The organism is Sinorhizobium fredii USDA 257 (assembly GCF_000265205.3).
In the GTDB taxonomy this organism is placed as follows: domain Bacteria; phylum Pseudomonadota; class Alphaproteobacteria; order Rhizobiales; family Rhizobiaceae; genus Sinorhizobium; species Sinorhizobium fredii_B.
On the sequence record NC_018000.1, the window covers coordinates 2573664 to 2598538 of the forward strand.

General features: G+C 61.8%; 27 protein-coding genes and 3 pseudogenes. 17 read left to right on the forward strand and 13 right to left on the reverse strand.

What is annotated here, in order from left to right; genetic code table 11:
- Positions 1–4: 4 nt before the first annotated feature.
- Positions 5–904, forward strand: coding sequence for a ribokinase (locus USDA257_RS11845; RefSeq protein ID WP_041414123.1), 900 nt, complete (start codon positions 5–7; stop codon positions 902–904).
- 27 nt (positions 905–931) lie between these two features.
- Here the strand turns inward: USDA257_RS11845 and USDA257_RS11850 are convergent, their stop codons facing one another.
- From USDA257_RS11850 to USDA257_RS36025, 7 genes are all read right to left on the reverse strand, one after another.
- Positions 932–1699 carry a glutamine amidotransferase gene (locus USDA257_RS11850; protein WP_014763193.1) on the reverse strand — a complete coding sequence of 256 codons (768 nt, stop codon included), beginning with the start codon at positions 1697–1699 and terminating at the stop codon, positions 932–934.
- A gap of 3 nt (positions 1700–1702) precedes the next feature.
- Positions 1703–2809, reverse strand: a complete 1107-nt coding sequence (locus USDA257_RS11855) for a phosphotriesterase family protein (protein WP_014763194.1) — start codon at positions 2807–2809, stop codon at positions 1703–1705.
- 5 nt (positions 2810–2814) lie between these two features.
- Positions 2815–3819 carry an ABC transporter permease gene (locus tag USDA257_RS11860; protein ID WP_014763195.1) on the reverse strand — a complete coding sequence of 335 codons (1005 nt, stop codon included), beginning with the start codon at positions 3817–3819 and terminating at the stop codon, positions 2815–2817.
- Positions 3816–4619, reverse strand: coding sequence for an ATP-binding cassette domain-containing protein (locus tag USDA257_RS11865; RefSeq protein ID WP_014763196.1), 804 nt, complete (start codon positions 4617–4619; stop codon positions 3816–3818). The genes USDA257_RS11860 and USDA257_RS11865 overlap by 4 nt, the downstream gene beginning before the upstream one ends.
- On the reverse strand, positions 4619–5572 hold the full coding sequence (locus USDA257_RS11870; protein WP_014763197.1) for a substrate-binding domain-containing protein: 954 nt from the start codon (positions 5570–5572) through the stop codon (positions 4619–4621). Before USDA257_RS11870 ends, USDA257_RS11865 begins: the two co-directional genes overlap by 1 nt.
- Positions 5573–5603: 31 nt before the next feature.
- On the reverse strand, positions 5604–6629 hold the full coding sequence (locus USDA257_RS11875; protein WP_041414124.1) for a LacI family DNA-binding transcriptional regulator: 1026 nt from the start codon (positions 6627–6629) through the stop codon (positions 5604–5606).
- Positions 6630–6804: 175 nt separating this feature from the next.
- Entirely contained in the window at positions 6805–7080 is a 276-nt protein-coding gene (locus tag USDA257_RS36025) for a hypothetical protein (protein ID WP_174900816.1), read from the reverse strand.
- Positions 7081–7154: 74 nt separating this feature from the next.
- Between USDA257_RS36025 and USDA257_RS11885 the strand changes: the two genes are divergently transcribed.
- The 4 genes and pseudogenes from USDA257_RS11885 to USDA257_RS11895 all read left to right on the forward strand — a co-directional run bounded on the left by USDA257_RS11885 (position 7155) and on the right by USDA257_RS11895 (position 9031).
- A complete protein-coding gene (locus USDA257_RS11885) occupies positions 7155–8042 on the forward strand; it encodes a LysR family transcriptional regulator (RefSeq protein WP_041414126.1) in 888 nt (295 codons plus the stop codon).
- A 44-nt stretch (positions 8043–8086) separates the two neighbouring features.
- A pseudogene (locus USDA257_RS36030) lies at positions 8087–8226 on the forward strand (LysR family transcriptional regulator); the annotation flags it as partial.
- Positions 8227–8358: 132 nt separating this feature from the next.
- On the forward strand, positions 8359–8736 hold the full coding sequence (locus USDA257_RS36590) for a hypothetical protein (protein WP_153297025.1): 378 nt from the start codon (positions 8359–8361) through the stop codon (positions 8734–8736).
- A gap of 103 nt (positions 8737–8839) precedes the next feature.
- The gene (locus tag USDA257_RS11895; protein WP_014763202.1) at positions 8840–9031 is read left to right on the forward strand and encodes a CsbD family protein; all 192 of its coding nucleotides are present in this window, start codon (positions 8840–8842) and stop codon (positions 9029–9031) included.
- Between the two features lie 376 nt (positions 9032–9407).
- Here USDA257_RS11895 and USDA257_RS11900 read toward each other — a convergent pair whose 3' ends face one another.
- Positions 9408–10670, reverse strand: a complete 1263-nt coding sequence (locus USDA257_RS11900) for an extracellular catalytic domain type 1 short-chain-length polyhydroxyalkanoate depolymerase (protein WP_014763203.1) — start codon at positions 10668–10670, stop codon at positions 9408–9410.
- Between the two features lie 30 nt (positions 10671–10700).
- On the reverse strand, positions 10701–11120 hold the full coding sequence (locus USDA257_RS11905; RefSeq protein ID WP_041415166.1) for a CopG family transcriptional regulator: 420 nt from the start codon (positions 11118–11120) through the stop codon (positions 10701–10703).
- Between the two features lie 258 nt (positions 11121–11378).
- Here USDA257_RS11905 and USDA257_RS11910 point away from each other — a divergent pair, with 258 nt between their 5' ends.
- From USDA257_RS11910 to USDA257_RS11940, 7 genes and pseudogenes are all read left to right on the forward strand, one after another.
- Positions 11379–11744 carry a hypothetical protein gene (locus USDA257_RS11910; RefSeq protein ID WP_014763205.1) on the forward strand — a complete coding sequence of 122 codons (366 nt, stop codon included), beginning with the start codon at positions 11379–11381 and terminating at the stop codon, positions 11742–11744.
- A gap of 574 nt (positions 11745–12318) precedes the next feature.
- On the forward strand, positions 12319–12582 hold the full coding sequence (locus tag USDA257_RS11915) for a PTS sugar transporter subunit IIA (RefSeq protein WP_231698933.1): 264 nt from the start codon (positions 12319–12321) through the stop codon (positions 12580–12582).
- Between the two features lie 958 nt (positions 12583–13540).
- Entirely contained in the window at positions 13541–14446 is a 906-nt protein-coding gene (locus USDA257_RS11920) for a complex I NDUFA9 subunit family protein (protein WP_223843422.1), read from the forward strand.
- Positions 14447–14502: 56 nt separating this feature from the next.
- Positions 14503–14739 carry a hypothetical protein gene (locus tag USDA257_RS11925; protein ID WP_014763208.1) on the forward strand — a complete coding sequence of 79 codons (237 nt, stop codon included), beginning with the start codon at positions 14503–14505 and terminating at the stop codon, positions 14737–14739.
- A 74-nt stretch (positions 14740–14813) separates the two neighbouring features.
- Positions 14814–15143, forward strand: a pseudogene (locus tag USDA257_RS11930) (transposase); the annotation flags it as partial.
- 352 nt (positions 15144–15495) lie between these two features.
- On the forward strand, positions 15496–15771 hold the full coding sequence (locus USDA257_RS11935; protein WP_041415170.1) for a type II toxin-antitoxin system ParD family antitoxin: 276 nt from the start codon (positions 15496–15498) through the stop codon (positions 15769–15771).
- Entirely contained in the window at positions 15768–16097 is a 330-nt protein-coding gene (locus USDA257_RS11940; protein ID WP_014763210.1) for a type II toxin-antitoxin system RelE/ParE family toxin, read from the forward strand. Before USDA257_RS11935 ends, USDA257_RS11940 begins: the two co-directional genes overlap by 4 nt.
- A gap of 527 nt (positions 16098–16624) precedes the next feature.
- Here USDA257_RS11940 and USDA257_RS11950 read toward each other — a convergent pair.
- Together USDA257_RS11950 and USDA257_RS11955 are read right to left on the reverse strand one after the other, a co-directional pair.
- Positions 16625–17350 (reverse strand): response regulator transcription factor, encoded by a 726-nt coding sequence (locus USDA257_RS11950; protein WP_014763212.1) that lies wholly within the window; start codon positions 17348–17350, stop codon positions 16625–16627.
- A gap of 12 nt (positions 17351–17362) precedes the next feature.
- Positions 17363–18604 carry a GAF domain-containing sensor histidine kinase gene (locus USDA257_RS11955; RefSeq protein WP_014763213.1) on the reverse strand — a complete coding sequence of 414 codons (1242 nt, stop codon included), beginning with the start codon at positions 18602–18604 and terminating at the stop codon, positions 17363–17365.
- A 282-nt stretch (positions 18605–18886) separates the two neighbouring features.
- Between USDA257_RS11955 and USDA257_RS11960 the strand changes: the two genes are divergently transcribed.
- The 5 genes from USDA257_RS11960 to USDA257_RS11980 all read left to right on the forward strand — a co-directional run bounded on the left by USDA257_RS11960 (position 18887) and on the right by USDA257_RS11980 (position 24251).
- Positions 18887–19903, forward strand: coding sequence for an ABC transporter substrate-binding protein (locus USDA257_RS11960; RefSeq protein ID WP_014763214.1), 1017 nt, complete (start codon positions 18887–18889; stop codon positions 19901–19903).
- A 71-nt stretch (positions 19904–19974) separates the two neighbouring features.
- Positions 19975–21429 carry an ATP-binding cassette domain-containing protein gene (locus USDA257_RS11965; protein ID WP_014763215.1) on the forward strand — a complete coding sequence of 485 codons (1455 nt, stop codon included), beginning with the start codon at positions 19975–19977 and terminating at the stop codon, positions 21427–21429.
- The gene (locus USDA257_RS11970) at positions 21426–22373 is read left to right on the forward strand and encodes an ABC transporter permease (protein ID WP_014763216.1); all 948 of its coding nucleotides are present in this window, start codon (positions 21426–21428) and stop codon (positions 22371–22373) included. Before USDA257_RS11965 ends, USDA257_RS11970 begins: the two co-directional genes overlap by 4 nt.
- Positions 22370–23320 carry an ABC transporter permease gene (locus tag USDA257_RS11975; protein WP_014763217.1) on the forward strand — a complete coding sequence of 317 codons (951 nt, stop codon included), beginning with the start codon at positions 22370–22372 and terminating at the stop codon, positions 23318–23320. The genes USDA257_RS11970 and USDA257_RS11975 overlap by 4 nt, the downstream gene beginning before the upstream one ends.
- Positions 23321–23336: 16 nt before the next feature.
- Entirely contained in the window at positions 23337–24251 is a 915-nt protein-coding gene (locus USDA257_RS11980) for an SMP-30/gluconolactonase/LRE family protein (protein ID WP_014763218.1), read from the forward strand.
- Between the two features lie 9 nt (positions 24252–24260).
- On the opposite strand, the pseudogene USDA257_RS35460 reads toward USDA257_RS11980, so the two are convergent.
- Both USDA257_RS35460 and USDA257_RS35465 read right to left on the reverse strand, forming a co-directional pair.
- A pseudogene (locus USDA257_RS35460) lies at positions 24261–24521 on the reverse strand (EAL domain-containing protein); the annotation flags it as partial.
- Positions 24522–24586: 65 nt separating this feature from the next.
- On the reverse strand, positions 24587–24850 hold the full coding sequence (locus tag USDA257_RS35465; protein WP_014763220.1) for an alpha/beta fold hydrolase: 264 nt from the start codon (positions 24848–24850) through the stop codon (positions 24587–24589).
- Positions 24851–24875 lie beyond the last annotated feature (25 nt).

Genomic DNA, 24875 nt, shown 5'->3' on the forward strand with positions numbered 1-24875 from the left:
GTTCATGCGCGCTTACGTCATCGGCAATGTCACTATCGACGAAACCATTGCCGTATCTGAAATGCCGGCCGCCGGGGCCTCCGTGCTCGGCCGTCAACGCTCCCGCGACCTCGGGGGGAAGGGGGCGAACCAGGCCGTCATCATGGCGCGTTGCGGCCTCCCGACAACACTTGTTGCTGCGATCGGCGAAGGGTTCCGCGCGGATGCGATCCGCGAACATCTCGCCGAAGAACCGGTCGTCAACCACCTCATTGCACTCCCCGGCAGATCCACCGATTTCTCGGTCGTCCTGACCACACCCGACGGCGAGAATCTGAACGTCACCACGACGGATGCCGCCCAGAACCTGCCGCTGGCAGAGGCGGTTGCCGGCCTCGCCGACGCCGGCCCTGGCGACCTTGCGGTGCTGCAGGGCAATCTCACAGATGAAACGACCCGCGGTGTTCTCGAAGCGGCCAGCTCCCGCGGCATGATCACCGTCTTCAATCCATCTCCTCTCCGCTCCTTCTTCTGCGGCCTTTGGCCGTTCATCGACATTGCCTTTCTCAACGAAGGTGAGGCCCTGGCGCTTACCGGCACAAGCGGCGAAGAGGCCTGCCGCAGGCTGCTTGCGACCGGCGTTCGCGAAGTCGTACTTACCTTCGGCGGCAACGGCGCCATGCTCGCGAGCGGGGACGCCATGATCCGTGTTCCCTCCGTCCCATGCACCGTCGTCGACACCACCGGCGCGGGCGACACGTTCATGGCAGTCGCCCTTGCCTCCGCTGCACTTCGCGGCAGCCGGCTTGATCGAACAGCGATCGAACACGCGGCCCGGGCCGCCGCCATCACCGTCAGCCGCCCGGGCACGCGCTCGGCCTTTCCGACGAGAAGCCAGCTTGCGGCAATCTTCGCCGTCGGTTGAGCAGTGCGCCCTCGCGGGCTCTCAGGTTCAGCGCCCGCCCTCCGTCATCCAGCCAAGAATATTCTTCCACAGACGGCCGTAGCCTTCCCATTCGCAGAAGGCCGGTGACAGCCAGTGCGGACCGATATCCGAGGTCCAGGCAGCGGTGCGGCCCTTGCCGTAGCTGCCGAGAACGAGCAAGGGATGGCCGCCTTGGTCTTCCGGAAGGCGGGCAATCACTTCAGCGCCGTCGCGAACCCCCACCTCATTAACGCCGAGGAGCAACGGCCAATTGCCCGTAAGTCCGGCCATTACCGGGTGCTCCGGCTTGATTATGTCGGCGACTGCGCCCTCCGGGATCTCGACGCGATCATCATAGGGCAGGCAGGTAACGGGCAGTGCGTCTTCAACGGGTGTCCGCCGCCAGCGGGCCTTTCCGTCGATGCCCTGGAAGGAGAAGTAGCCGCCTACCATCAATAGCGCGCCGCCCTTTTCCACCCAGGCTTTGATGAGCTTCAAGCGGTTGGGCACGGTGCGAGAATGCAGCCACACCTCCGGCGGTAGAAGGAGCGAGTTGGCGCCGATATCGGAAAGAATTATTGCGTCGAAGGCGTCGAGGTCCGCCATCTCGTATGGGAACTTGTCCACGGCCTCGTGCGCGGTCATGTAGGTCAGCTCGAATGCGCTGCCGGCAAGCGCCTTGACTAGCGGCTCGGCGCCGAGGTGGAAGGTGACGCTGCCGAACTGGTCAAAGCCCTTGTAGTGCGTGGCGGAGCTGACCCAGCTTTCGCCGACGAGGAGTACTTTCTTTGTCATCGTCTATCGTCTCTCTTGAATTGCGTTTTGGCGGGGCGATGCCCAAACTCCGGCCTGGAATACCGAGCGGGGATTTCCCCGTATCATCCGATCGAGAACTGGCTCCTCGAGCCCATGGCGCTTCAGGCGCGGCAGAAAATGGCGCAGCACATGGGCGTAGCCGTTGCCGCCATAATGCGTCAGCATCATCTTGAGGAAGACGTCGTGCGACAGCAGGATTCGGTCGAGATAACCGGCCTCCACCAGCCTGACGATGGCGCGCGCCGCCTCCTCGTCGCTCGGGCACTGGACCTGCTGGTCGGAGTAGAAGAAATCCATGCCGATCATGTCGTACTCGATGAAAGCACCACGGGAGGCGAGCTCACTCTGATAGATGAAATCGTCGTGCGACGGGTTCATGTGGCAGAGCACCGTGTGGCGCAGGTCGGCGCCTTCCTCGGCGATGATATCGAGCACGCGATGCCCGAGTCGAAACCAGCCCGGCAGATGCACCATCAGCGGCAGGCCGGTTCTCACCTGCGCCCGCGCAGCACCACGCAGTGATTTCTCCTCGGATGAGGTGAAATCGGCCGAGACGCCAATCTCGCCGATGAGGCCGATCCTGACGTCGGTGCCCTCCGCACCATCGACGGCCTCGTGGACGATCTCGTCAGCGATTTCGTCGGGACTCATTTCGGCAACGTCCGCCGGATGCGAGGAGGCGAGGTAATAGCCGGCCCCCATCACGATATTCAGCCCGGTCGCCTGGGCGATCCGCCGGAGCGCCAACGGATTGCGGCCGATGCCCCGGCAGGTCGGCTCGACCACGGTCTGGCCGCCGGCGGCAGCGAATGCCTTGAGTTCGGTAATCGCCAGCGGTTCGTCGTCCAGCGCGATATTGTGCTTGTTGACGAACGGGTCCTGCCTCAGCTCGCCAAGGATCTCCATGCAGACGAGCCCTTCGGCCAGATACTGCCGCTCCTTGGTCTTCGGCGCATGCCACCAGCAACGGCAATCATTGAGGACATGCTCATGCATCAGCGTAACGCCAAGCGCCTCGGCGGCAATGAGCCCGGTCACGGTCATGACCTGACCGGAGCGGACATGCCCTTCTGACAGTTCGCGGCCCATGGCGTTCACTTCTTTCTGGCCGCGCCGAAGCGGAAGCTGGTGGTGAAGATGCGTGTGTTGAGCCAAATCGCAATCAGGATGATGGCGCCGGTGACGATCTGCGTGAAGAACGGCGAAATATGCATGAGGATCAGACCATTGCCGATGACGGCAATCGTCAGCGTGCCGAGGATGGTGCCGAGAATGGTGCCACGGCCACCCATGAGCGAGGTGCCGCCGAGCACGACCGCCGCGATCACCTGAAGCTCGAAGCCGACTGCGGCATTCGAAGAACCTGACCCGAGGCGGGCCGCGATCAACAGGCCAGCTAGCGCGCAGGCGACGCCGGAGACCAGGTAGACCGAAGCGGTGATCCAGTTCGCAGGCATGCCGACCCGCCGTGCCGCCTCCATGTTAGAGCCGACGGCCACCACTTGGCGGCCGTATTTGGTCGAGCGGATCACCACGTAACCGATGACGGCCACCGCAATCGCGATCAGCGCCGGCACCGGAATGCCAAGCCATTCACCGCGTCCAAGCGCGAAAAAGCCCGGCGCATCCTTGATCGGAATAGAATAGCCCTGGGTCAGATAAAGGGCGAACCCGCGCAGAATCGAAAGCCCTGCAAGCGTGACGATAAAGGCTGGAATGCCCTGATAGGCCGTAAACCAGCCTTGAACGAAGCCGAGAAGCGCACCAAAGGCAAGCATAACAAAAACGACGAGCGGCCAGGGATATCCCATGGCGAGAATGATCGCCGCCACGGCATTGACGAGCGCAACTTGCGAGCCGACCGAAAGGTCGATGCCGCCGGTGACGATCACGAAGGTCATGGCGACCGCGACAATCAGGATGGGTGCTGCCTGACGGATGACGTTCAGGATATTGCCGAGCGTCATGAACGTGTCGGTCGTGGCAGTGAAGAACACGACACAGGCGAAGAAGAAGAAGGCGATTGAAAGGACCTGCGCGTGCTCGGCGAAGAAATCGGCGGCCAGCGAGCCCTTGGCGCGTTCGGTATAGGTCGTCATTGCTTCGCTCCCTCCCCGACGATCAGTCTGACGAGGTCTTCGAGATCCGTTTTGCCGATGTCACGTTCGGCGACTTTCGTGCCCTCATACATCACGGCAATGCGATCGCAGACACGGAAGAGGTCCTGCAGGCGATGGGTGATCAGGATCACCGATACACCTCTTGCCTTCACCCGATTTATCAGCGCGAGCACGGCCTCGACTTCGGCGACCGCGAGCGCCGAGGTGGGCTCGTCCATGATCAGCACCTTGGGACTGAAGGAGGCGGCGCGCGCAATGGCGATCGCCTGGCGCTGGCCGCCCGAGAGCTTTTCCACCTTGGCGGTCAGCCGCGGGATGCGGATCTCGAGCGCATCGAGCATCTTGCGGGCTTCCGCCAGCATCGTCGCCGTGTCGAGGAACGGGCCCTTACTGATTTCGCGGCCAAGGAAAAGATTGCCGACCACGTCGATGTGATCGCAGAGGCTCAAGTCCTGGAAAACCATCTCGATATTGAGACTGCGCGCGTCAGCGGGACCGGAGAAGCGCACCTCTTTGCCCTCGATTGCAATCGTGCCGTCGTCGGGAATGTAGGTCCCGGAGATGATCTTCGTCAGGGTCGACTTGCCGGCTGCGTTGTCACCGACGAGACCGAGACATTCCCCTGGATAGAGGTCGAGATCGACCCCGCGCAGCGCTTGATGCGAGCCGAAGGTCTTGCGGATCCCTTTAAGGGATACCCGCGGCGCAGGGCCAGCGCGGGAGGGCGAAGCCCCCCCGACACCGGATACAGCCGCGATATGCTGTGTGCCTGCCGCCATCACTTGAATACCGTGCGATAGGGTTCGACATTGTCCTTGGTGACGATTGTCACCGGGACGGCGATGTTCTTTTCAACGGTTCCGCCTTCCGAGACTTTCTTCAATGCATCGACCGCCGCCGCGCCCATTGCGGCCGGATCCTGTTGGATGACGGCCACGACGTAGCCGGCGTCAATGCCGGCGATCGCCTGTGCCGTCAGGTCCCAGCCGAAGATCTTGATGCTGTCCTGTTTGCCCTGGCTTTCGACGGCGGCGATCGCGCCCATCAGCGCCGGTTCGCCGGTCGCGTAGATGGCGGTCAGGTCCGGATTGCCGGTGATCAGGTTTTCAGCCGCGGCGAGAGCGGTGTCCTGGACGTTCTGACCGTCGACAACGCCTGCAACCGAAATGCCCTCGGCACCGTCAAGCGTCTGCTCGAAACCCTTTTGGCGGATATTCTGAATGAAGGAGTTCAGCGCGCCGACGATGCCGATCTTGGCTTTGCCGTCGGCATTGGCTTTGACATAGTCCAGGAAGAACTTGCCCATGTCGGCACCGGCCTTCTCGTTATCGACGCCGATTTGGGCCTTTTGCGGCCCTTCCGGGAGAATCGCGTCAATTGCGACCACCGGGATACCGGGCTCGGCCGCCTGATTGACGGCCGGCATGATGCCGTTCACGTCAATGGCGACGACAGCGAGCCCGTCGACTTTCTGCTGAATATAGGTCTCGATCGCGCTGTTTTGAGCGGCCGGATCGTTATTGGCGTTAAAGATAACCAGTTTTGCCCCTGCGGTATCCGCGGCTTTCTGCGCGCCTTCGTTCATCTGGTTGAAGAAGAGCGCCTGCTGGTTGATCTGCACGAGGGCGAAGGTCTTTTCCTGGGCTGCAGCCGGATAAAGACCTCCGAGTGAAGTCAGGGCGCTGAAGCCGAGCGCGGCAACGAAGCTTCTGCGTTTCAAGGTCCAGGTCATGTTCTCATCCTCTGTTGGTTTTACGCTGCGATTATTGTCTCGTCGGCGGCGCAACGGATTTCCGCACAACGATTTCGACCGGCAGGAGGATTTCTTCCGACGAGCGCGGGTTCTCCTGCCAATTGGTTTCAAGAAGCAAAGCCACGGCGCGCTCGCCAAGCGTTCTAACTGGCTGACGGATCGCCGTAATGGGCGGTCCGAAAAGGTGAAGCGGCCCGACATCGTCGAAGCCGACGAGCGAGACGTCCCCGGGGATCGACACACCTTCAGCGCGCAACACCTCGATCAGGCCGATGGCGATTTCGTCAGAGCTTGCGAAGATCGCCGTCGCCGGCCTGTTCTCGGCCAGGAACTGCCTCCCCGCCTCACGACCGTATTCGATCGTGTATTCGCCATGATACTTCGCGATGCTCGCGGGACCTGCCCCGGCCTCGCGGATTGCTCGCTCCAGACCCTGCAGTCGCCGGCAGGAGCTGATCATTACCTCAGGCCCGCCGATGAACAGGATCCGCTCATGCCCGTGTTCGGCAAGATGACTTCCGGCGAGATAGCCGCCGCGCTCATTGTCGCAGAAGAGTTTAGGAACCCTGGCATCTGGCACATCTTCGTCGACCACCACGACCTTGCCAGTGCGATTAATGAGCGCCGCAAGTTGCCCGTCGTCGGGATGATTCGTGACGAAGATAAGCCCGTCAACATGGTTGCGCTCAATAAGCTGCAGATAGGCGACCTCGCGCCCAGACCTGTTCAGAGTGGCATAAAGTGAGACGGCGAGTCCGAGCTTGTCCGCCTCTGCCTCTACGGCAGCAACCAGCGTTGCGAAGAAGGGGTTTGCGATATCGGGAACGACGAGACCGATCGTATCGGAACGACCGCGACTTAGACGGCGCGCATGCGGGTTGGGTTGATAGTTGAGCTCGCGGATAGCGTCATCGATGCGCTTCCTCGTCTCGAACGGCAGTTCGAGCGAGCCATTGAGGAGCCGCGAAACCGTTGCCACGGACACGCCGGAGGCGGCCGCGACATCCTTGAGACTGGTCACTCGTTCCCGCGCCACGGTTCTCTCCACCTGTAAAGCGCTTTAGTAAACCGCTTTACAGGTGAATGCTACAGCGATGTTTTGTCAAGTCCTCACTTTCGACGTGGCCCTGTTTATCGTTCTTCGCGAGCGAATCTGTGTGTAGCCGCCCCGAAGCGAGTTCGAAAGAATCGGCCATCGCGCCCGACGGAGCTCAGAACGAAGGCGGGCTGCGGCTGCCTGAGGTCGAATCAGAGGCAAGCGCGGCGGTTTGATAGGCCTCCGCCACCCTCGGATCGCGCCAGGTGGCCTTGTCCTCGACCGGAATCGAGCGGTCCCACGATGGCAGCAAGGAGGCGGCCGTGTTCAGGCGGTAAGCCCCGAAGCGCTCGACGTGGAACTGGTCAGGGTTATTGGGATCGGCCATGTCAGAGCCCGGCCCCAGGGTCTTGTGACCGGAGTGCGCACCGTAGAGGCTGTTGTAGATCACGAGATGGCTTACCTCGTCCGGGTTCTGGCTGGAGTACATGCCGGCCCAATGACCGCCGGTGGCCCAGCCCAGGAGTGCAACTTGCGACCGCCCTGTCCTCGCCTGCCGAGGAGCTTCACTTCGGCAGGGCCGCCGTCCGTCTTCACATGGCCCAACCGCCGCTCTCGCAGTCGATCAAACGCCTTGAAGCCGCACTCGGCTTTCCGCTCTTCGTCCGGACGCAACGGCGGGTCGAACTGACCCCTGCAGGTCAAGTGTTCCTGACGGAGGCGCGTCGCACGCTACAGCAGGCCGACGAAAGCGTAGGAATGGCGCGACGAGCCGCATCGGAAGATCTGGCCGAAATCACGGTGACCTTCACGAGCGCGGCGCTCTACCGCGTTTTGCCTGCGGCGCTGCGCGCCCACCGCGAACGCTTCCCGATGGTTGAGATCCGCTTGGATGAACGGTCAACCGACGCACAGCTCCAGGGATTGCTGGAGGGCTCGATCGACGTGGGGTTCGTTACGCCGCCCCTGAAGACGGCATCAGGGCTTGAGGTCGAAGTGATCGATCGCGACCGCTTTTGCCTCGCAGTGCCGCGTATGAGCCCTTTGGCGAAGAGGAATCCGGTCAGCTTGGCTGAACTCTCAAACGAGTCCTTCGTACTTTTTCCGCATGTGCAGGGACCATCGCTCCACGGTCAGTTAATGAGGGCCTGCCGGCAGGCCGGCTTCGTGCCGCGCGTGCGCCAGGAGGCCCGCCAGATGCATACGATCTTGAGCCTTGTCGCCGCCGAGATGGGAGTGGCCCTCGTGCCGGAAGGGGCGCGCTCGATGCGGGTGGACGGCGTGGCTATGGTGCCGCTGGAGGGAATGCCGGACGACCTTACCTGGGATCTCGCGATGGTGTGGAAGCCGCGCAGCGCCCGCCGGGCGCTGGTCGCGTTCCTGCAGACGGTCAGATCCCTGCGGCGGAGCTAGCCGTGCGGCGTCGCGGCTAGCTCGATCCGGTGCTTCTAAGATCGCATGCCGACGCCGGCCCGATTTCGATCTACTACGCTAGCCGGACTCTGCTACCCAGCAAGACAAGGGTGTTCATCGATTTCGTATCAGAGGTTTTCCAGCGCGAGCGGTGCCGGAACGATTTGCAGGAACATTAGGCTGATAGCCGCTGTCGACGCATGGCAGGCGCTCCGGCTGAGGTTCATGCTTTGTGCGTTGAAAATCGCATAATGTATCGACGGGAACATGCCCTTGAGGGTAAGCGATGTTTTGACCGCACCTCCCGCATGAGTGCGTGATTGACGATGTTGAACCCGAACGAGGGCTTGGACAGATGTCGATTTCACAGCTTACGCTTACATCCAGTGATGAAGAGCCGGTGCGCCGGTTCGAGGTTTTCACGGGCAGTGTCGAGTGGAACGGCATCGCGAGCGAGTCGCATGCGGTAGTACCAAGCCTCACAATAGCCGCGGCAACCGCCAGCGCCCTCGGTGCCACCACGCGGAAAGAAGTCCTGATCCTCTTCAATCCGATGATGGGCCGGTTGGATTTAAGCTTCCCGAGCCCGCAGGCGCAAGTTGATCGTGGAGCTGACCATTTCGGATTCCAGGTGCAGGGCGGGGATATCGGTGAAGCCAAAGCTTACGGCTGGAGGACCGAAGCTTGGTGCTGATGTGTGCCGCCTGATCCAGATCAAAATGGGAACAAAGCGCCGAGCCGCTCGTTCGAGCGCCTTTGGGGGCGCAAGTCGCGTCCTCCAAACCGGGAGACCCCGCATGGGCAGTGCAAAGGACAAAGTGGCCGGCAAGGCCAATGAGCTCGCTGGTAAGGCCAAGCAGGCCGCAGGCGATGCAACCGACAACAACTCGCTCCGCGCCAAGGGCGCGGCGCAAAAGGCAAAGGGCGGTGCCCAGCAAGCCAAGGGAAAGCTAAAGGACGCAGCTAAGGACGCTGTCGACAAGACTTAAAGCATTGAAGCTGCGGTTAGTGCGAACCTGTTCTGTGCCCTGCCGGAACAGGTTTCTCTTGTGAGCAAAGGAAAGCCCCTGCGAGCGTTTGCCCGAGGGGCCAAGCTACCCATCGGTACGCGGGGTTGAAGCGGCCGATACGGCCGCTCCCTTGAGGCGCCACTAAAGGAGGGCGGATTGCCATGCAGCAGACCGGGCGATGCCCTGCGGCAGCGAGAAGGCCTCGTCGGTCGGGGCGAACACCGGGAACGGGCAGTCTCCTTTCAATGTCGTCTACAAGCGCGGCATCAACGGCGGCAACCAGAGTTTTGAACTGACGGTCGCCACCGCCGTGCCGATGATGTCGTTGTCGGCGGCGATGATCGCCTTGTTGCCGTCAATCCTGCCCCTCGAGGAAGAACCGAACCATTTGAGAAGACGCATCCGGACCATGCGGGTCCGTATACGTTCCAGAGGGATGGCCGCCGGACCAGGCATGGCCGGCACCGTCCACCAGCCAGTATTCGACCGCCGGCCCTGCCGCGGGGTCCGTTACAATGGTTCTTGTATAGCTCCGCCCGCTGGCGCAGCGGCCGGGTTCCTGACGGACGGCGCATCCCGCGCCAGTTGGCGTTGCCGCCGCGACGATCCGATCGGCGTTGGAGGGATGCACCGTCCGATCCGCACGTCCTTGGAAGACGATCGTCCGGAGCCGGTGCCCATTGGCGAGCCGCTTCGGACTGGATGCAGGACCGCCATCGCCACGCATCGCGGAGAAAGCTGACATAACGTCGTTGGCCGATCCGTAAGGCAGGCCGGAATGGATCCCCACGGCGGAATAGAGATCGGGATAGGTCTCGCCCATGACCGCCGCCATTGCGCCCCCTGCTGATAGGCCTGCCACGAAGACTCGGCTGCGATCGAGGCCGAATTCCGACATGATCTCCTTGGTGATCCCGGCGATGATCGAGGGTTCTCCCCCGTCGCGCATCTGGTCGGCGGGCCTGAACCAATTCCAGCAGGACGACGCATTGTTAGCGCCGCTTTGACGGGGATAGGCAATCACCAGACCGTGCGTCTCGGCGACCGCGTTCATGCCGGTTCCTGCAGCAAAGTCTTCGGGGTCCTGCTTGCAGCCATGAAGCATGACGACAAGGCCGCGGGGCCGCTCGGTTGCGGATGCGGGAACGTAGAGCCTGTAGCTTCGAGAGCCCGCAGGGCAGGTGAAGGCTCGCGCCAGGAACTGTGCCCCCTCCGGCATGATGGGCTGGCGGGCATGTTTGGCGGTGCCCGGCAGGCCAGCGCCGTGTAGCGATCCCAAAACGCCGGGTGCCAACCGATTCTCGCGCAAGATCCGTACTGTTTCTCCCAAGGGTTTCCGCAACCTTCGCGACGCGGTGCGATGGGCAACCTCTTGGGCGGGCTCTTCGGCCTCAGGCTTTGCCGACGGTTCGATGATCTCCGCATCCGGATCGACCGGAAATGGGGTGGAACGCTGAATTGGCGGCGGTGGTGTGATCTCCGGATGTGTCGAGGTCCGAGTATAGGAGGCCGGCCGGCCAGCCAGTGCATCCTGGATCACGCGTGTCGCCTCGGCGAGGTTCAGGGCGCGCGTGGACCGTACGGCACGACGCATGGCCGTGGCAAAATCTTCATTCATCGACTTGTCCTTGTTGGTCGGGCAGCAGTTCTATCGGATACGTTCGGCCAACGCCGATTTCAGCTCGGCACTGGCTTGGAGTGCGCCGAGCACGGTGATGGACTCAATTGTTGCCAGAGCAAGTTCCGGTGTGACGTCGGGCGCGATGCGGGCAAGTCCGACCACCTTGATGTGAAGTCTCTCTCCGGCCGCCTTCAGTGATTCCAGATCGGCTCTGCTGTAGTCGCGCAAACCCAGCTCCAGCGTGTGCCGGACGATCGACTGCTTGACGGCCTCGGCCTCGGCCGTGAGCTGGTTGCGGATCGCTGTGCGGATGAAGTCGGTGCGATTGGAATAGAATCCTTCCTGCACGAGAAGGTCGATGCGACCGAGATCGACATAGCCGAGATTGATGGTGATCTTCTCCGATTCACCGCCCTTTTCGCGCAACTTGGAGGCATCATCCTTCATATTGTCCATCCGATTACCAGGTATATGGATGGTATATGGATAGTTCCAGCTCAATTGCAAGAGCCAAAGTGCTCGCGGGCGGCGTAATTACAGTCCGCTCGGCGTTTCTACGGTTTTTGCTCCCTCGCGTTCCGTCGCCGATACACTTCTAACACTTGCTGATGCTCAGGAGCAGTTCTGCCGCTCGCACGGTCTTCAGACCGCGCGGAACTAAGATCAATATCGGATGTTCTTGCTCCATCTAACAGGAGCGGCGCCATGGCAAAGGTGCAGTATGAGATAGTAGAGCATGACGGGGGTTGGGCGTACAGAGTTGTCGACGTCTTCTCTGAAACCTTTCCAACCCATGCCGACGCACTTGCCGCAGCGGAGATTGCGGCGCATCAGCATGAGGTTCCCGGTTCGACGGAGAACATCGAATTCCAAGATTCCGCCGGTCGTTGGCATGAACAGGTGGCGTCTGGTTTCGATCGCCCGCGTACCGAGGTCGTCGATACACCGGACATTCGGCACACGGCAGAACGCCGGTTTCCAGGGCAACGCAGCGCATTTGGTACCGTTATGCTCGTCGCTGGTGTTGCCTTCGCGATCGGCTACCTTCGTCGTTTTACCCGCCGTCGGTAACTCAAGAGCCCTGACCTACCGCGCACATAGAGAGCATACAGACAGGCTCGTCAGCGCTTCGAAGGCGAGGGAGTAAAAGTGTGACACGGCGGCTTTGCCGGTCCCCCCCAAGCGTCCGCATGTGAGGGAAGGACTAAGCCACTCGCGGCAATGGCGCTTGTAGCTGGCGGTTGCAGCCGTCGGCGTTCCGACCTTGATTCTCGCCCAGCAACCCCCAAATCGCTACGTGGGCTTGCTGTCCAGTGGATGACCGGAGTTCGATGGGCACTTTTCGAAGCGCGAGCCGAGCAAACGCAATCGCGCATCGATTTGCCACCGCAATCCAGTCAGGAGTAGCGATGCGGGTATGTGAGTTTCACTGGCAACGCGAATTGATAATCAAGGCACCCTGCCAAGACGGACGATCCGACCTTCAAGCGATCGCTGTAGATCTATCGGGGTGTACCGGTGTCGAGACACGCAGCATACTGGATCATCTTTTGGCGCGTGAGGCTCTGGGATCGACCGGTTTTGGTGGAGGATTTGCTCTGCCCACGGACTCGTGCCGAAGCTTCGCTCACCCGCAAAGGTGCTTATGACGCTTCGACAAGGTATAGAGTTCGGGGCACCTGACGACGAACCGGTGGACATTCTTCTGGCAGTGCTGTGGCCGCAGGACCATCAGGACGGCTTTTTGCCGGCACTTGCCAAATATTGCCGTCTGTTCAGATCGAACCAGGTTCTGCAAGGGCTCCGGAACGCCCGCTCGAAAACCGAGGCAATGATGGTCCTGCAGCCATTCTCCAGCGATGTCTTGGCGCCCTCGGATCGTCCGGAGCTCAGAATCCACCGGCAATAATCCGCGGCGTCAGTGGACGCTCGCAGGCACGACCGGGGACTCGTTCGGTGCGTGACTGCTCGCCGAACAGGCATGCGGTCACGTGCCTGCATTGGCGAACGCTTCGGGCACTTGGAGTTTAGGAAGATCGGTGACGGGCAGGTTGACGAAGATCATGCTGTCCATCCTTATTCCGGCTGTGGATCGGACAACGCCTTGCCGCTTTCTGGGTCCTAGCGGCAGTCCAAGGGCAGTGTTCCCGGCAATTCCGGCTGGGCACCGCCAGATTTTCCGCTGAGAACAATATTTGCTTGGAGCGGTTCTTGCCTCACCGCCCGCCGGTCGTCCCGACCTGACGGGTGGTTCGAGCACTCCTTCCCTTGTTGCGTTGGCCGGCCGGGAAAGTAGAGGCTAGAGATCGCGGGCAAGAAGACGGCAGCGTTGACCACTCACAAGGTGGTGGGTGGGGTGCTTCTCATGAAAAGAAAACCTGTCGCTGACATTCAACAGAGACAGGTTAGATCGGACGCTGCCGCTGAAGGCGCTGTCCAGCGATGCGCTTGGGAGGAATTTCGCATCGCACATTGTTCATTTAATTGATGTCTGCCTAAAAAGAAAGCAAAATCGTAATTGCCTTCTTCGTGAGCATCAGACGGCTGTCTGCTTTCGGCCCCGAAGCGGCCCTGCCGCACGGCTGCCAATCCGTTTCCCTGCGATCGGGACATTTGCGGAACGGATGCCAATTGGAAACGTTCTTCCAGCCTCAAACGCGCTTGCCTTCGATCGGCCGTGGCAGGGGTGCTAGCAGCCAGTCAGGACTGGTGGAACAGGAACACTCATTCACGCCGAGCGTATCACGAGCTGAGACCATATCTCGAAAATGCAAAGAACGCGGTCCGACGCTGCGTCGCCAGGTCAGGAGGTCGAGAACACAATGGCTAACCAACCTGGCCAAGATTATTCATCCGGCAAGAACATCGTGACGGTGGTCGGCGGAACTGGCTTCCTCGGGCGGCGGATCGTGAGCAGGCTTCTGGACAGGGCCGTGGATGTACGTGCCGTCTCGCGTCATCCACACAAGGATAAAAGCGCGTCCGGCAAGAGGCCATCTCAGCAGATCGAGGCGGACATACTGGACCCTTCCTCGATCGCCGCTGCGGTGGCTGGATCTCGCGCGGTTGTGAACGCGGTCAGCCTTTATGTCGAGCGCGGCGAGCAGACCTTCGAGCGTGTTCATGTAGAAGCCGCCGCCGATCTGGCGACCGCTTCGCGGCATGCAGGCGTCGAGATGTTCGTCCAGATTTCCGGCATTGGCGCGGATCCGAAATCCCGTTCGAATTATATCCGGGCCCGGGGCCGCGGCGAGGAGGTGGTGAAGGCGGCGTTTCCAGGCGCGGTGATCGTCCGTCCCGCTGTCATGGCGGGACCCGACGACTTGTTCATCACAACGATCGCCAGGCTGGTGCAGATCCTCCCGATCTATCCGCTGTTCGGCGAAGGCGGCACACGGCTGCAACCGGTTTATGTCGAGGACGTGGCGGAAGCCGTGAGCCGCCTGGCCTTGGGGCAGCATTCCACGGCTGCTTCGATCTTCGAGTGCGCCGGTCCGCGCATTTATTCCTATCGGGAACTCGTCCGGCAGATTGCCTCTCAACTCAAGGCGCGAATCGTGCTGGTGCCCGTGCCATTCGCGGTATGGGGCATATTGGCGACTGCTACGGAGTTTCTTCCCGCCGTGTCGCTGACGCGCAACCAAGTCGATCTCATGCGCCATGACAATGTCGCGGCGAAGGATTTGCCGGGCCTGGAAGAACTGGGCATCGAACCCCGCGGCCTAGAAGAACTCATCCACATGATCGATCACAAGGCTCGAGCCGGAACCTAGGACGGAACCTATCGCTACTCGCGAGGTTGGTCGGACGGAACAGGAGGAATACAGCCATGGCCAAATGCGACCAGTGCGGCAACGACTATGACAAGGCCTTCCAGGTGAATCTGGGAGGTGAAACCTACACCTTCGATAGTTTCGAATGCGCGATCCAGAAACTCGCTCCGACATGCCCGCATTGCGGCGTCCGGATCATCGGGCACGGAGTCGAGCAGGGTGACATCATTTACTGCTGTGCGCATTGCGCCGAACAGGAGGGAGCCGACGCTCTTACCGATCGCGCGCCTTGAGGCCAGCCCCGGCCGCTCGTCAGGGGCATCTCTAGAACCTCGATTCTTCCTGGTCCGAGCGTTGGCGGACCCTAAGTGGATTCCGCTCGTCACGCGCGGTGGGGCCGCACTTCGGATTGACGCCGAAGAAATATCAATCGGGCGAGACCGATCATAGCGGTCGCATCTCGAAGATCGGCGACGGCAGCGTGCGCACCGCGCTCTACGAGGTGGCCAACGTCATCATGACACGACCGGTCAAAGGTTCCGATCTGAAGGGCTGGGCACTGGCGGTCGCAAGACGTGCCGGTCCCAGAAAGGCGCGTGTGGCGCTGGCCCGCAAGCTGGCGGTGGTGCTGCATTGCCTGCTCAGGGACAGAACCAACTTCATTGCTCATAAGGGAGCGCCAGCCCTGGCGGCTTAATCGGGAGGAGCGAGCAAGACAGGCTTTCGGACGGGCACAGCCATCGGCCCTCCGCAGCAAGGTCCCTTCGCCGGGACGATGGATGGGTTAGGCCGCTATGCGATCAGCAGCACAAGGTTGACTGCGCCTCTAAAAGATTGGCCAACCGGTCCTCAGCAGACCCCATAGAGCAGCGGCAAAGCTCCGACTGCGGACAGAAGCAAGCACTCGGCGAGGGATTAAGCGCACAAGGGATTGACGCAAAGCCCGTTACAGAAGATCGCATAATGTATCAACAGGAACCTGCGTCATTGCCATGTCGCGGTTTCGGCATTGTGACGTCGGTCTCGTGGGTCGAAGGCGAGCGAGCGTCTTGCCAATTTTTGCCAAAGCCGGTATGGTCACTTGCATGGGCACAATGAACATTTCCCTGCCGGACCATCTTAAGAGCTTCGTCGATGAGCAAGTCGCGGGACGCGGCTATGGGACAAGTAGTGAGTATATCAGGGAGTTGATACGTCGAGATCAGGATCGCCTCGCGTTACGCAGGCTGTTGCTTGACGGGGCCTCGTCCGCACCAACTGAGCCGGTCGATGCGGAATATTTCACCAGTCTGCGCGATCGAGTTCGTGGTCAGCACAGCAAGTGAATAATAAGACTATTATCCCGCGGGAGTTGGCGCGCAGCGACGTCGAGGCGACCATCGACTATTACGCACGCGAAGCAGGAACCGAGGTCGCCATCGGCTTTATCGACGCACTTCAAGCGGCGTACGCTTTGATCGCAAGCCATCCGGAGTCCGGATCGTTGCGGTATGCATACGAGTTGGGATTGCCTGACCTGCGGTGTGTCTCTCTGAAGCGATATCCTCATCTAATTTTCTATCGCGACCAGCCAGGTCACGTGGACGTCTGGCGCGTGCTACACGCCAAGCGGGACATTCCGCAATGGATGCAGGAGCCGAACAGTCACTAGACCTGGGACATTCCCGCCGTTGGAAGCTATTGGTGGGCCGGCGGTTCGCATACACTCAAGGCGAGGGGTTCAATCGGCGGGCATCGGCTGGTCAGTTGATTGAGAGTTTTCGCAGCGATCCTTCCGTTTGCGAGCGCCGTCGCAATGGCGTCGTCGACCGCATAGGCGAGGTCCTTGTGCTGAAATTCACCGACTCCGAGGGCCATTTCCCGCGGGCGAAACCGACAAGCGCCGGCTCGTGCACCGCCACGTCGGACACAGCGTGGGTCGCCTCAAGCTGTGCGCGCGCGGAGCAATGGCGGCCGGTCTCGCCGGGTGCGAGCCCGCCCATGGCGAGCGTGGTGCTGCGTAGCGATGGATCTTGTCCACGGGACCACCTGAACCGTCCGCACATGAGCCTCGATGGTTTGGGTCCTTACGACGTGCAACCCGGTCCAGACAGGACCAAAACTTGAACAGAGCGAACTTATAAACGCCGACAATTAGGGGAGCAGGTCAGTCGATCAGGCCCCAAAGCCCCGCGCAACTCATTTCTGCTCCTTCAGCCAGTCTTGCAACTCCGCCTCGGCCCTCTCCAAAGCGCTATAGTTCAGCAGCTTGCGCAAGAATGCGACGGTGACAGCGCGGGCGCGAAGGTTGAACTGGCCGTCGAGGTGATCGTCGGCAGCCGCCTGGTAGACGTCAAGCTTGTCGTAGAGCTGCTGGAGTCGGTTCTGAACGCTGCGAAGCGATAGACTTCGGCGTTTCGCAATAGCCCGGTCAGTCAAGCCGAGCGCGATATCGACGAGGATCTCATATTCCGAATCAGTGAAGCTGTTGGCGCGACCGATACTTTTTTGCTGCAGCCCGCGCACCTCGCGGTCGATCACGCACTGGTTTTCGACAAAGATTGAACGGAGTGCCAGCTTTAGTCGCTCGTCGGAAGCGGACTTCAACACGTAGCCATACGCCGCTCCGTCGGGAACAATGCGCGAGACACCGCGGACATAGGCCTCATCCGAATAGTTCGACCAGAAGAGGATGCGCGTGTCGGGACGCTCTTTCCAGATGGTGCGCGCCGCCTCGATCCCGTTGCGGCTCGTCATCTGCAGGTCCATGACGATGTGCGCGGACTTATAATCACGGGCGAGCTGCTCGCCGACAATGCCGTTCTCCGCCTCAATGACGGTATCGCATTCGGGCAGCGCCGAACAGACCGCCTCGTGCAGGTATGAACGGTGAAGCGGATCGTCCTCGACGATCAGTACCTTCATCGCTGGTCCCCCTTATGGCTGTGCCTCCGCGTCTGCTGCGGGCCGCTCCAGCGGCACCAAGACAGTAACTGTCGTGCCGCGATTTTTACGCCCCGGCCCAATCGCAAACTTAGCTGAAATGAGCCGCGCACGCGTCTTCATATTGTCGATGCCACCGCCGATGCGCCCACGAGCCCTTGCAAGCCCGCGCCCGTCGTCCGATATCTCGACGGCGAGCTGACCGGCTTCGAGCTTGAGTTGAACGGTGACTGCCATTGGCTGGGCGTGGCGAACCGCGTTGTTGATCGCTTCCTGCGCAATGCGGAAGAGAGCGATGCTGACCGTCGGTTCCAGGCCATCGAGGGCCCCCGCAGTCTCGTCGACGAGTGCCCACTCAATCGGCATGGCACTGTCGCGCACCGACCGGCCGAGATGGTTCTCGACTGCCTGAGCGAGACCGAAGAGCTGCAAGACGGAGGGTTTTGCCTGCTCGATGATTTGCCTCAGGTCCTGCATGCAATGATGGAGGCCGCGCGAGACGGGCTCAAGCGCCTCGCCGTTCAGCTCGCCAGCCCGGGCCAACCGATCAATGCGGCGCGACAGGCGCGTGAGATCGGCGAGCGTCTGATCGTGGAGGTCCATGCCGATTCGTTGGCGCTCCTGCTCCAGGGCTTCGGTCAACTTCAACGCCCCCTGCCGCAAGCCTTCTTCGCGCGCCCGCGCTTCAGCTTCGACGATGGCCGATTGCTGCGCCTGTTCGGCGGCGCGCAGGGCGAAGAAATAGGGAGCCAGCAGGTCGGCGATAATGCGGGCCCGGGCGACGTCCTCCATTGTGTATATCCCCGGCTCCTGCGACGAACAGCTGAGTGCGGCGATGATTGTGCCTTGGACCTTCATCGGCACGTGCAGACGGCTGCGCAGGGACTGCTCGATAATCGGCCGCTTGAAGGCTCCCTCGAAGTGGAAGCGCGCATCATTGATGGCGTCGTCGGTCAGCAAGTACTCCACCTCACCCCAGAGGAGCGAGCGAATCGGACTGTTGACAACGGGCGCCGAGGCGACGTTTCCCCAGGCGGTGTCCATGCCGGTCTCGTAGGCCGTGTGATAATTACCGTCGACCATCAGAATGCAGACGTCGAGGTGATCGTGCGGGATGATATGGGCTACTTCGGCCGCGACAGCGCGAATGGCAGAACGGAAGTCAAGCTGCCCCGCCAGCAGCCGGGAAATACCAAGATAGTGATCGACCAATGCGGCCGGCGCCATGTGCAGCATGTCCGCAATTCCTCCCCGCGAGCGCTTGGTGCTCCTTGAACCCGCGACCCGCTCTTCATTAAGCTCCCGACGGCATATGGGTGTCCTGCATAAACCCGCAACTTATGATGCAGAACCCGCAAACGACTTGCCGTATGGCGCCTGTACAGGCTGCCCGTTCTCCCTCATCCTGCCACTACTGAGAGGAGGAAGCTCAGTGCAAGAACAATTTTCAGCCGACTGCGGGAAACGCGCAGGGGGATGAAGCGATCCGATCTAAGGACGGGTCCGAGGGAGGAAGACATGACATTTCGCAAGATGCTCCTGGCATCGGTGGCCGTCGCCTGCGCCGCCATGCCCATATCCGCATTCGCCGACACGTCCGGCAAGAAGATCGCGCTTTCCAACAATTATGCCGGAAACTCCTGGCGCCAGGCAATGTTGACGAGTTGGGAAAAGGTGACGAGCGAGGCGGTCAAGGCCGGCGTCGTCGCCGCTGCCGACGCCTTCACAACGGCTGAGAACCAGGCAACCGAGCAGGCGGCGCAGATCCAGAACTTGATCCTGCAAGGCTATGACGCAATCGTCCTCAATGCAGCGTCTCCGACAGCCCTCAATGGTGCGGTTAAGGAAGCCTGCGACGCCGGCATCACGGTCGTCTCCTTCGACGGCATCGTGACCGAGCCCTGCGCCTGGCGCATCGCCGTCGATTTCAAGGAAATGGGCCGCAGCGAGGTCGAATATCTCTCCAAGAAGTTGCCACAGGGCGGCAACCTGCTCGAGATCCGCGGCCTCGCCGGCGTTTTCGTAGACGACGAGATTTCGGCCGGCATCCACGAAGGCGTCAAGCAGTTCCCGCAGTTCAAGATCGTCGGCTCGGTCCATGGCGACTGGGCTCAGGACGTCGCTCAGAAGGCCGTTGCCGGTATCCTGCCGAGCCTGCCGGAGATCCACGGCGTCGTAACGCAGGGCGGCGATGGATACGGCGCGGCGCAGGCGATTGCCGCAGCAAAGCGACCGATGCCTGTTATCATCATGGGCAACCGCGAGGACGAGCTGAAGTGGTGGAAGGAGCAAAAGGACGCGAATGGCTATGAGACCATGTCCGTCTCCATCGCACCGGGCGTCTCCACGCTCGCCTTCTGGGTCGCCCAGCAGATCCTCGACGGCAAGGAAGTGAAGAAGGACCTCGTGGTGCCATTCCTGCGCATCGACCAGGATAATCTCGAGGAAAACCTTGCCAAGACACAGGCCGGGGGTGTCGCGAATGTCGAGTATTCGCAGGAAGACGCCATCGAGGTCATCGGAGCCGCCAAGTAAAGCGTGCCAGTGCGCCCGCTCGGTTCTCCGGAACCGCGCGGGCGGTTCCCCTTGGAGCAAAGACGACATCAATGACGGGTGACACGCTGAAGGCGATGATCGAGGTCGCTGACGCCAGGGTGAGTTTCGGTGCGGTCAAGGCGCTCGATGGCGTGACGCTGGCGATCATGCCCGGCGAATGCGTGGGTCTCGTCGGCCACAATGGCGCCGGGAAGTCGACCATTGTCAGCGTCATCAACGGCGGCCTGACGCCAAACCAGGGCACCGTTTCCTGCGACGGCGAGGCGATCACGCGCTATGGCATCAATACCGCCCGGGGGCGGGGCGTGCGCTGCGTTTTCCAGGAGCTGTCGCTCTGCCCCAATCTCACGATTATCGAGAGCACCCGCATTCTGCACCGCCATCTCGGCGGCTTTGGTTGGCGCAAACGTGCGAAGCAGGTGATCGAGGCGAGCCTCGACGCGGTCTTTCCGGGGCATGACATCGCAAGCGACAGCACCGTCGGCGAACTGACGATCGCCGAGCGTCAGATGGTCGAGATCGCCATGGCCTTCTCCGACGCCGGCATCGCGCCCCGGCTCGTCATCCTCGACGAACCGACGTCCTCGCTCGATGCCAGCCTTGCGGGACAGATGCTCGCTTATGTCCGTCGCTTCGTCGCCGCCGGCGGATCGGTGATTTTCATCTCGCACATCCTGCACGAGATTCTCACCACGGCGAATCGAATCGTGGTGATGAAGGACGGACGCGTGGTAGCCGAGCGGCCTGCCGCCGACTGGACAGAGCACAGCCTCGTCGAGGCCATGGGCAGCGTCGTGAGAGGCGAGGGGCGTCGCCGGACGATCCGGGATCTTGCGAAGGCGCCGGTCGTCATCGAGCTGGGCGGTCGTGGCATTCACTTCCGCGCGAAACGTGGGGAGGTCGTCGGCCTTGCAGGGCTCGCCGGACATGGTCAAACGCGCATGCTGATGAGGCTGCATGCGGCGGCGAGCAGTGACTGGCTGCCGCGCCGCGAGTCGGCCGTCACGTTCGTCGCCGGCGACCGCCGCCTCAACGGTGTGTTCGAACTCTGGAGCATCCTGAAGAATCTCTCCATCGCCTCGCTCGGCGATCTGGCCAAGCGCGGTGTCGTAAAGGTGGAGGCGGAGGTGGAGCGCGGCGCCGAGTGGAAACGCCGAATCGACATTCGGACGCAGGACCTCGCGAACCGCGTCCTGTCGCTGTCGGGCGGCAATCAGCAGAAGGTGCTCTTTGCGCGGGCGCTCGCGACCCGCGCCCCCGTGGTGCTGATGGATGACCCCATGCGTGGCGTCGACGTCGGCACGAAGCAGGAGGTCTACGAGATCGTCCGCCAGCAGGCCGCGACCGGCCGGACCTTCGTCTGGTATTCGACGGAGATGGATGAAGTCTGCCTCTGCGACCGCGTCTATGTCTTCCGCGAGGGCGGGATCGTCGCAGAACTCGCCGGCGATGCTGTCAACGAACAGAACATCCTTGCCGCCTCGTTTGAGGGAGCCGCGGCATGAAGGTCAGGATTTCCGCGGACGCGATCCGGCTCACCATCCCGGCCCTTTCGCTTACCGTCCTGCTTGCCGCCGTGTTCTGGCTGCAGCCGCGCGCGATGAGCTATGTCGGGCTTAACCTGCTCTTCAACCTCGCCGTTCCGATCGCGCTCGCGACGATCGCGCAGATGCTCATCATGTCGGTCAACGACCTTGATCTGTCTATGGGCACCTTCGTGAGCTTCGTCGCCTGCGTGACGGCGACGTTCCTGCGCGAAGCCCCGCTTGTCGGCACGCTCATCCTCGCCGGCGTGGTCATGGTCTATGCGGCGCTTGGTATAGTCATACACCTTCGCAACCTGCCGTCGATAGTGGTGTCGCTCGGGATGAGCTTCGTCTGGGCGGGCCTTGCCGTTCTCCTGCTGCCGGCGCCCGGCGGACAGGCGCCGGACTGGGTGCGCGCGCTGATGACGACGAAGCCGCCCGTCGCCCCCATGGCGATTATCGCGAGTATCGTCATCGCCATCCTTGCGCATCTGATCGTCATGCGCTCCTCTCTCGGTGTGCTGATCCGCGGCGTCGGCGGCAACCAGCGTTCGGTGGAGCGGGCCGGCTGGTCGGTGCTCGCCGCGCGAGCCGCCGCCTATGGCCTCGCCGGGATCTTCGCGGTCCTCGCGGGCATCGCGCTCGTCGGCCTCACGACGTCGGCGGACGCAAATATCGCGCTCCGGTACACGTTGCTGTCGATCGCCGGCGTGATCCTCGGCGGCGGCGAGTTCATCGGCGGTCGGGTTTCTCCAATCGGCGCCGTGATCGGAGCTATGACGCTGACGCTTGCCGGTTCATTCCTGTCCTTCCTGCGCATCGCGCCCGACTGGCAGATTGGCGCTCAGGGTGCGATCCTCGTTATAGTGCTGGCGCTGCGCCTGCTCCTCAACCGCATCGAGAGCCGGGAGAAGGGCCGATGAAGACGCTTGCCCGGGTTTCGCGAAAAGCCTGGATATGGTCGTGGATCGCGGCCTTCGTGGTCTGGTCCGGCGCCATTGTGGTGACAGGCGGCGCCAGCACGATCGGCCTCTCGCAGGCAGCGCTCACCTTCGCGGCGTTTTCCATCATCGTTGGCCTCGGCCAGATGTTCGTCATCACGCTCGGCCCCGGCAATATCGACCTGTCGGTACCGGCCACGATGACGCTTGCGGGCACGGTCGCGCTGAAGCTCATGAACGTCGAGAACGGCATGATCCTGCCGGGGCTGCTCATTGCCGTGCTTATCGGGGTCACGGTAGGCGTGTGCAACTACGCGCTCATCAAGGCGCTGCGCATCCCACCGATTATCGCGACGCTTTCGATGAGCTTCATCGTCCAGTCGGCAGCGATCTGGACCAATCGCGGGCTTCGCATAAAACCACCCAGCTTCCTGGCGGATTTCACGACAGCCAGCACGCTCGGTATGCCCAATGTCACCATCATCGCGCTCCTCATCTCGCTTGTCGCCTGGTTCCTCCTCGAAAGGACGATCTACGGCCGCTGGATCTCGGCGATCGGACAGAGCATGCCGGCGGCGAGGATGGCCGGAGTTCCGGTCGACGGCACTCGCTTCATCACCTATGTGTTCTGCGCCGTGCTCGCCTCGCTTGCCGGTTATCTGCTCGCCTGCTTTTCCGGGGGCGCGGCTCTCAATATGGGTTCGGAATATTTGCTCATGTCGATTGCCGTCGTCGTCCTCGGCGGCACCGCGGTCGCCGGCGGCGATTCCAACGTGCCGGGCATTTGGGGCGCCTCGCTCTTTATGTTTCTCGTCGTTTCCATGCTTAATACATACGGGCTCGGTGCTGGCATCCGCCTGATCATGACCGGGCTCATCATCATAGGCGTCATCATGCTCGCAGGCGGCCGACAACCGGGTGTGCGCTAATTCCAGGACGGTTCGCATGGCTAAGAACCCCATTTACGAGATCCATGACCCGCGCTTCACCAATTTGATCGTCGGCAGCGCCCGTCTGGAAGAGCTCTATTCCGGTTGCCGTTGGGCCGAAGGGCCGGTCTGGTTCAGCGATGCCAATCACCTCATTTGGAGCGACATTCCGAACCAGCGCATACTGCGGTGGACGCCGGAGGGTGGTGTCTCGATTTTCCGCCAGCCGTCAAACTTCGCCAACGGCCACACGCGCGACCGACAGGGCCGCTTGATCTCCTGCGAGCACGGCACGCGACGGGTGACCCGTACAGAGCTCGATGGCTCGATCACCGTGCTCGCAGAAAGCTATAACGGCAGACGGCTCAATTCGCCCAACGACGTCGTAGTGCGCTCCGACGGAACCATCTGGTTCACTGACCCGACCTACGGCATCCTTTCGGATTACGAAGGCCACCGGGCGGAGCCGGAACAGGCGACCCGCAATGTTTATCGGCTTGATCCGCACGCCGGCGAGGTCGAGGCGATCGCCACGGACTTCAACCAGCCGAACGGTCTCGCCTTCTCACCTGACGAGCGCACGCTTTACGTAGCAGATTCGGGTGCGAGCCATGATGAGCGCCTGCCCCGCCACATCCGCGCCTTCGACGTGGTCGACGGCCGGGGACTGGAAAACGACCGAGTCTTCGCGTCGATCGACGACGGCATCCCAGATGGCATCCGTACAGATTTGGCGGGAAATCTCTGGTCGAGCGCTGGTGACGGTGTCCATTGCTTTGCCCCTGACGGCTCGCTCCTGGGCAAGGTACTCGTACCGCAAACCGTTGCAAACCTCACCTTCGGCGGTCCGCGCCGCAACCGCCTCTTCATCGCCGCGACGAGGTCGCTCTATTCGGTCTATGTCGCCGTCACCGGTACGCAGGAGCCTTGAGAACGCGCATCATTCGGGAACAGCCAACTGCATGATGAAACGTCCACTACGGTTATTTACGGTCAGCGACGCCCTGACGCGTGCGGCCGCTCCCCCCGCGCAGCAGAGGGCGGTGGCTTCGCCGGCATTCACCGGTCTGCTGAATAGATATCCCTGAAGTTCGTCGCAGCCTGACAGCCGCACTACGGTTGCCTGCCGTTCCGTCTCGATGCCCTCGGCCGTGACAGGGATTTGGAGCGCATTGGCGAGAGCGACGGTTGCCTGCAGCACGGGTTACCCGGTGAGCTCCTGAGCTCGCCGGGTTCGAAATCCGCAAGACCCGCTCTCTGCTTGTCTTACACTGTCGCGCTCGCGGACGAGTCGACAGAGCCGGGTTTGGCCACCCCGCGTGCCGCGCGGTCGATGACGTCGGCAATCGCCCTGGGCTGGGTGAGGAACACGACATGGCTTCCTGCCACCTCGGCCGTATGGGCTCCGATGCGCCGGGCCGTGCTGCGAAGAAGCTTGGGCGCTATTGCCCCGTCCTCGGTTGCCACAACGTACCAGCTCGGCTTGACCTTCCACGCCACCTTGCTGACCTTTGCCTCCAGCGCCTTCATCGCGATCGGAATGCGGCGTCGCTGT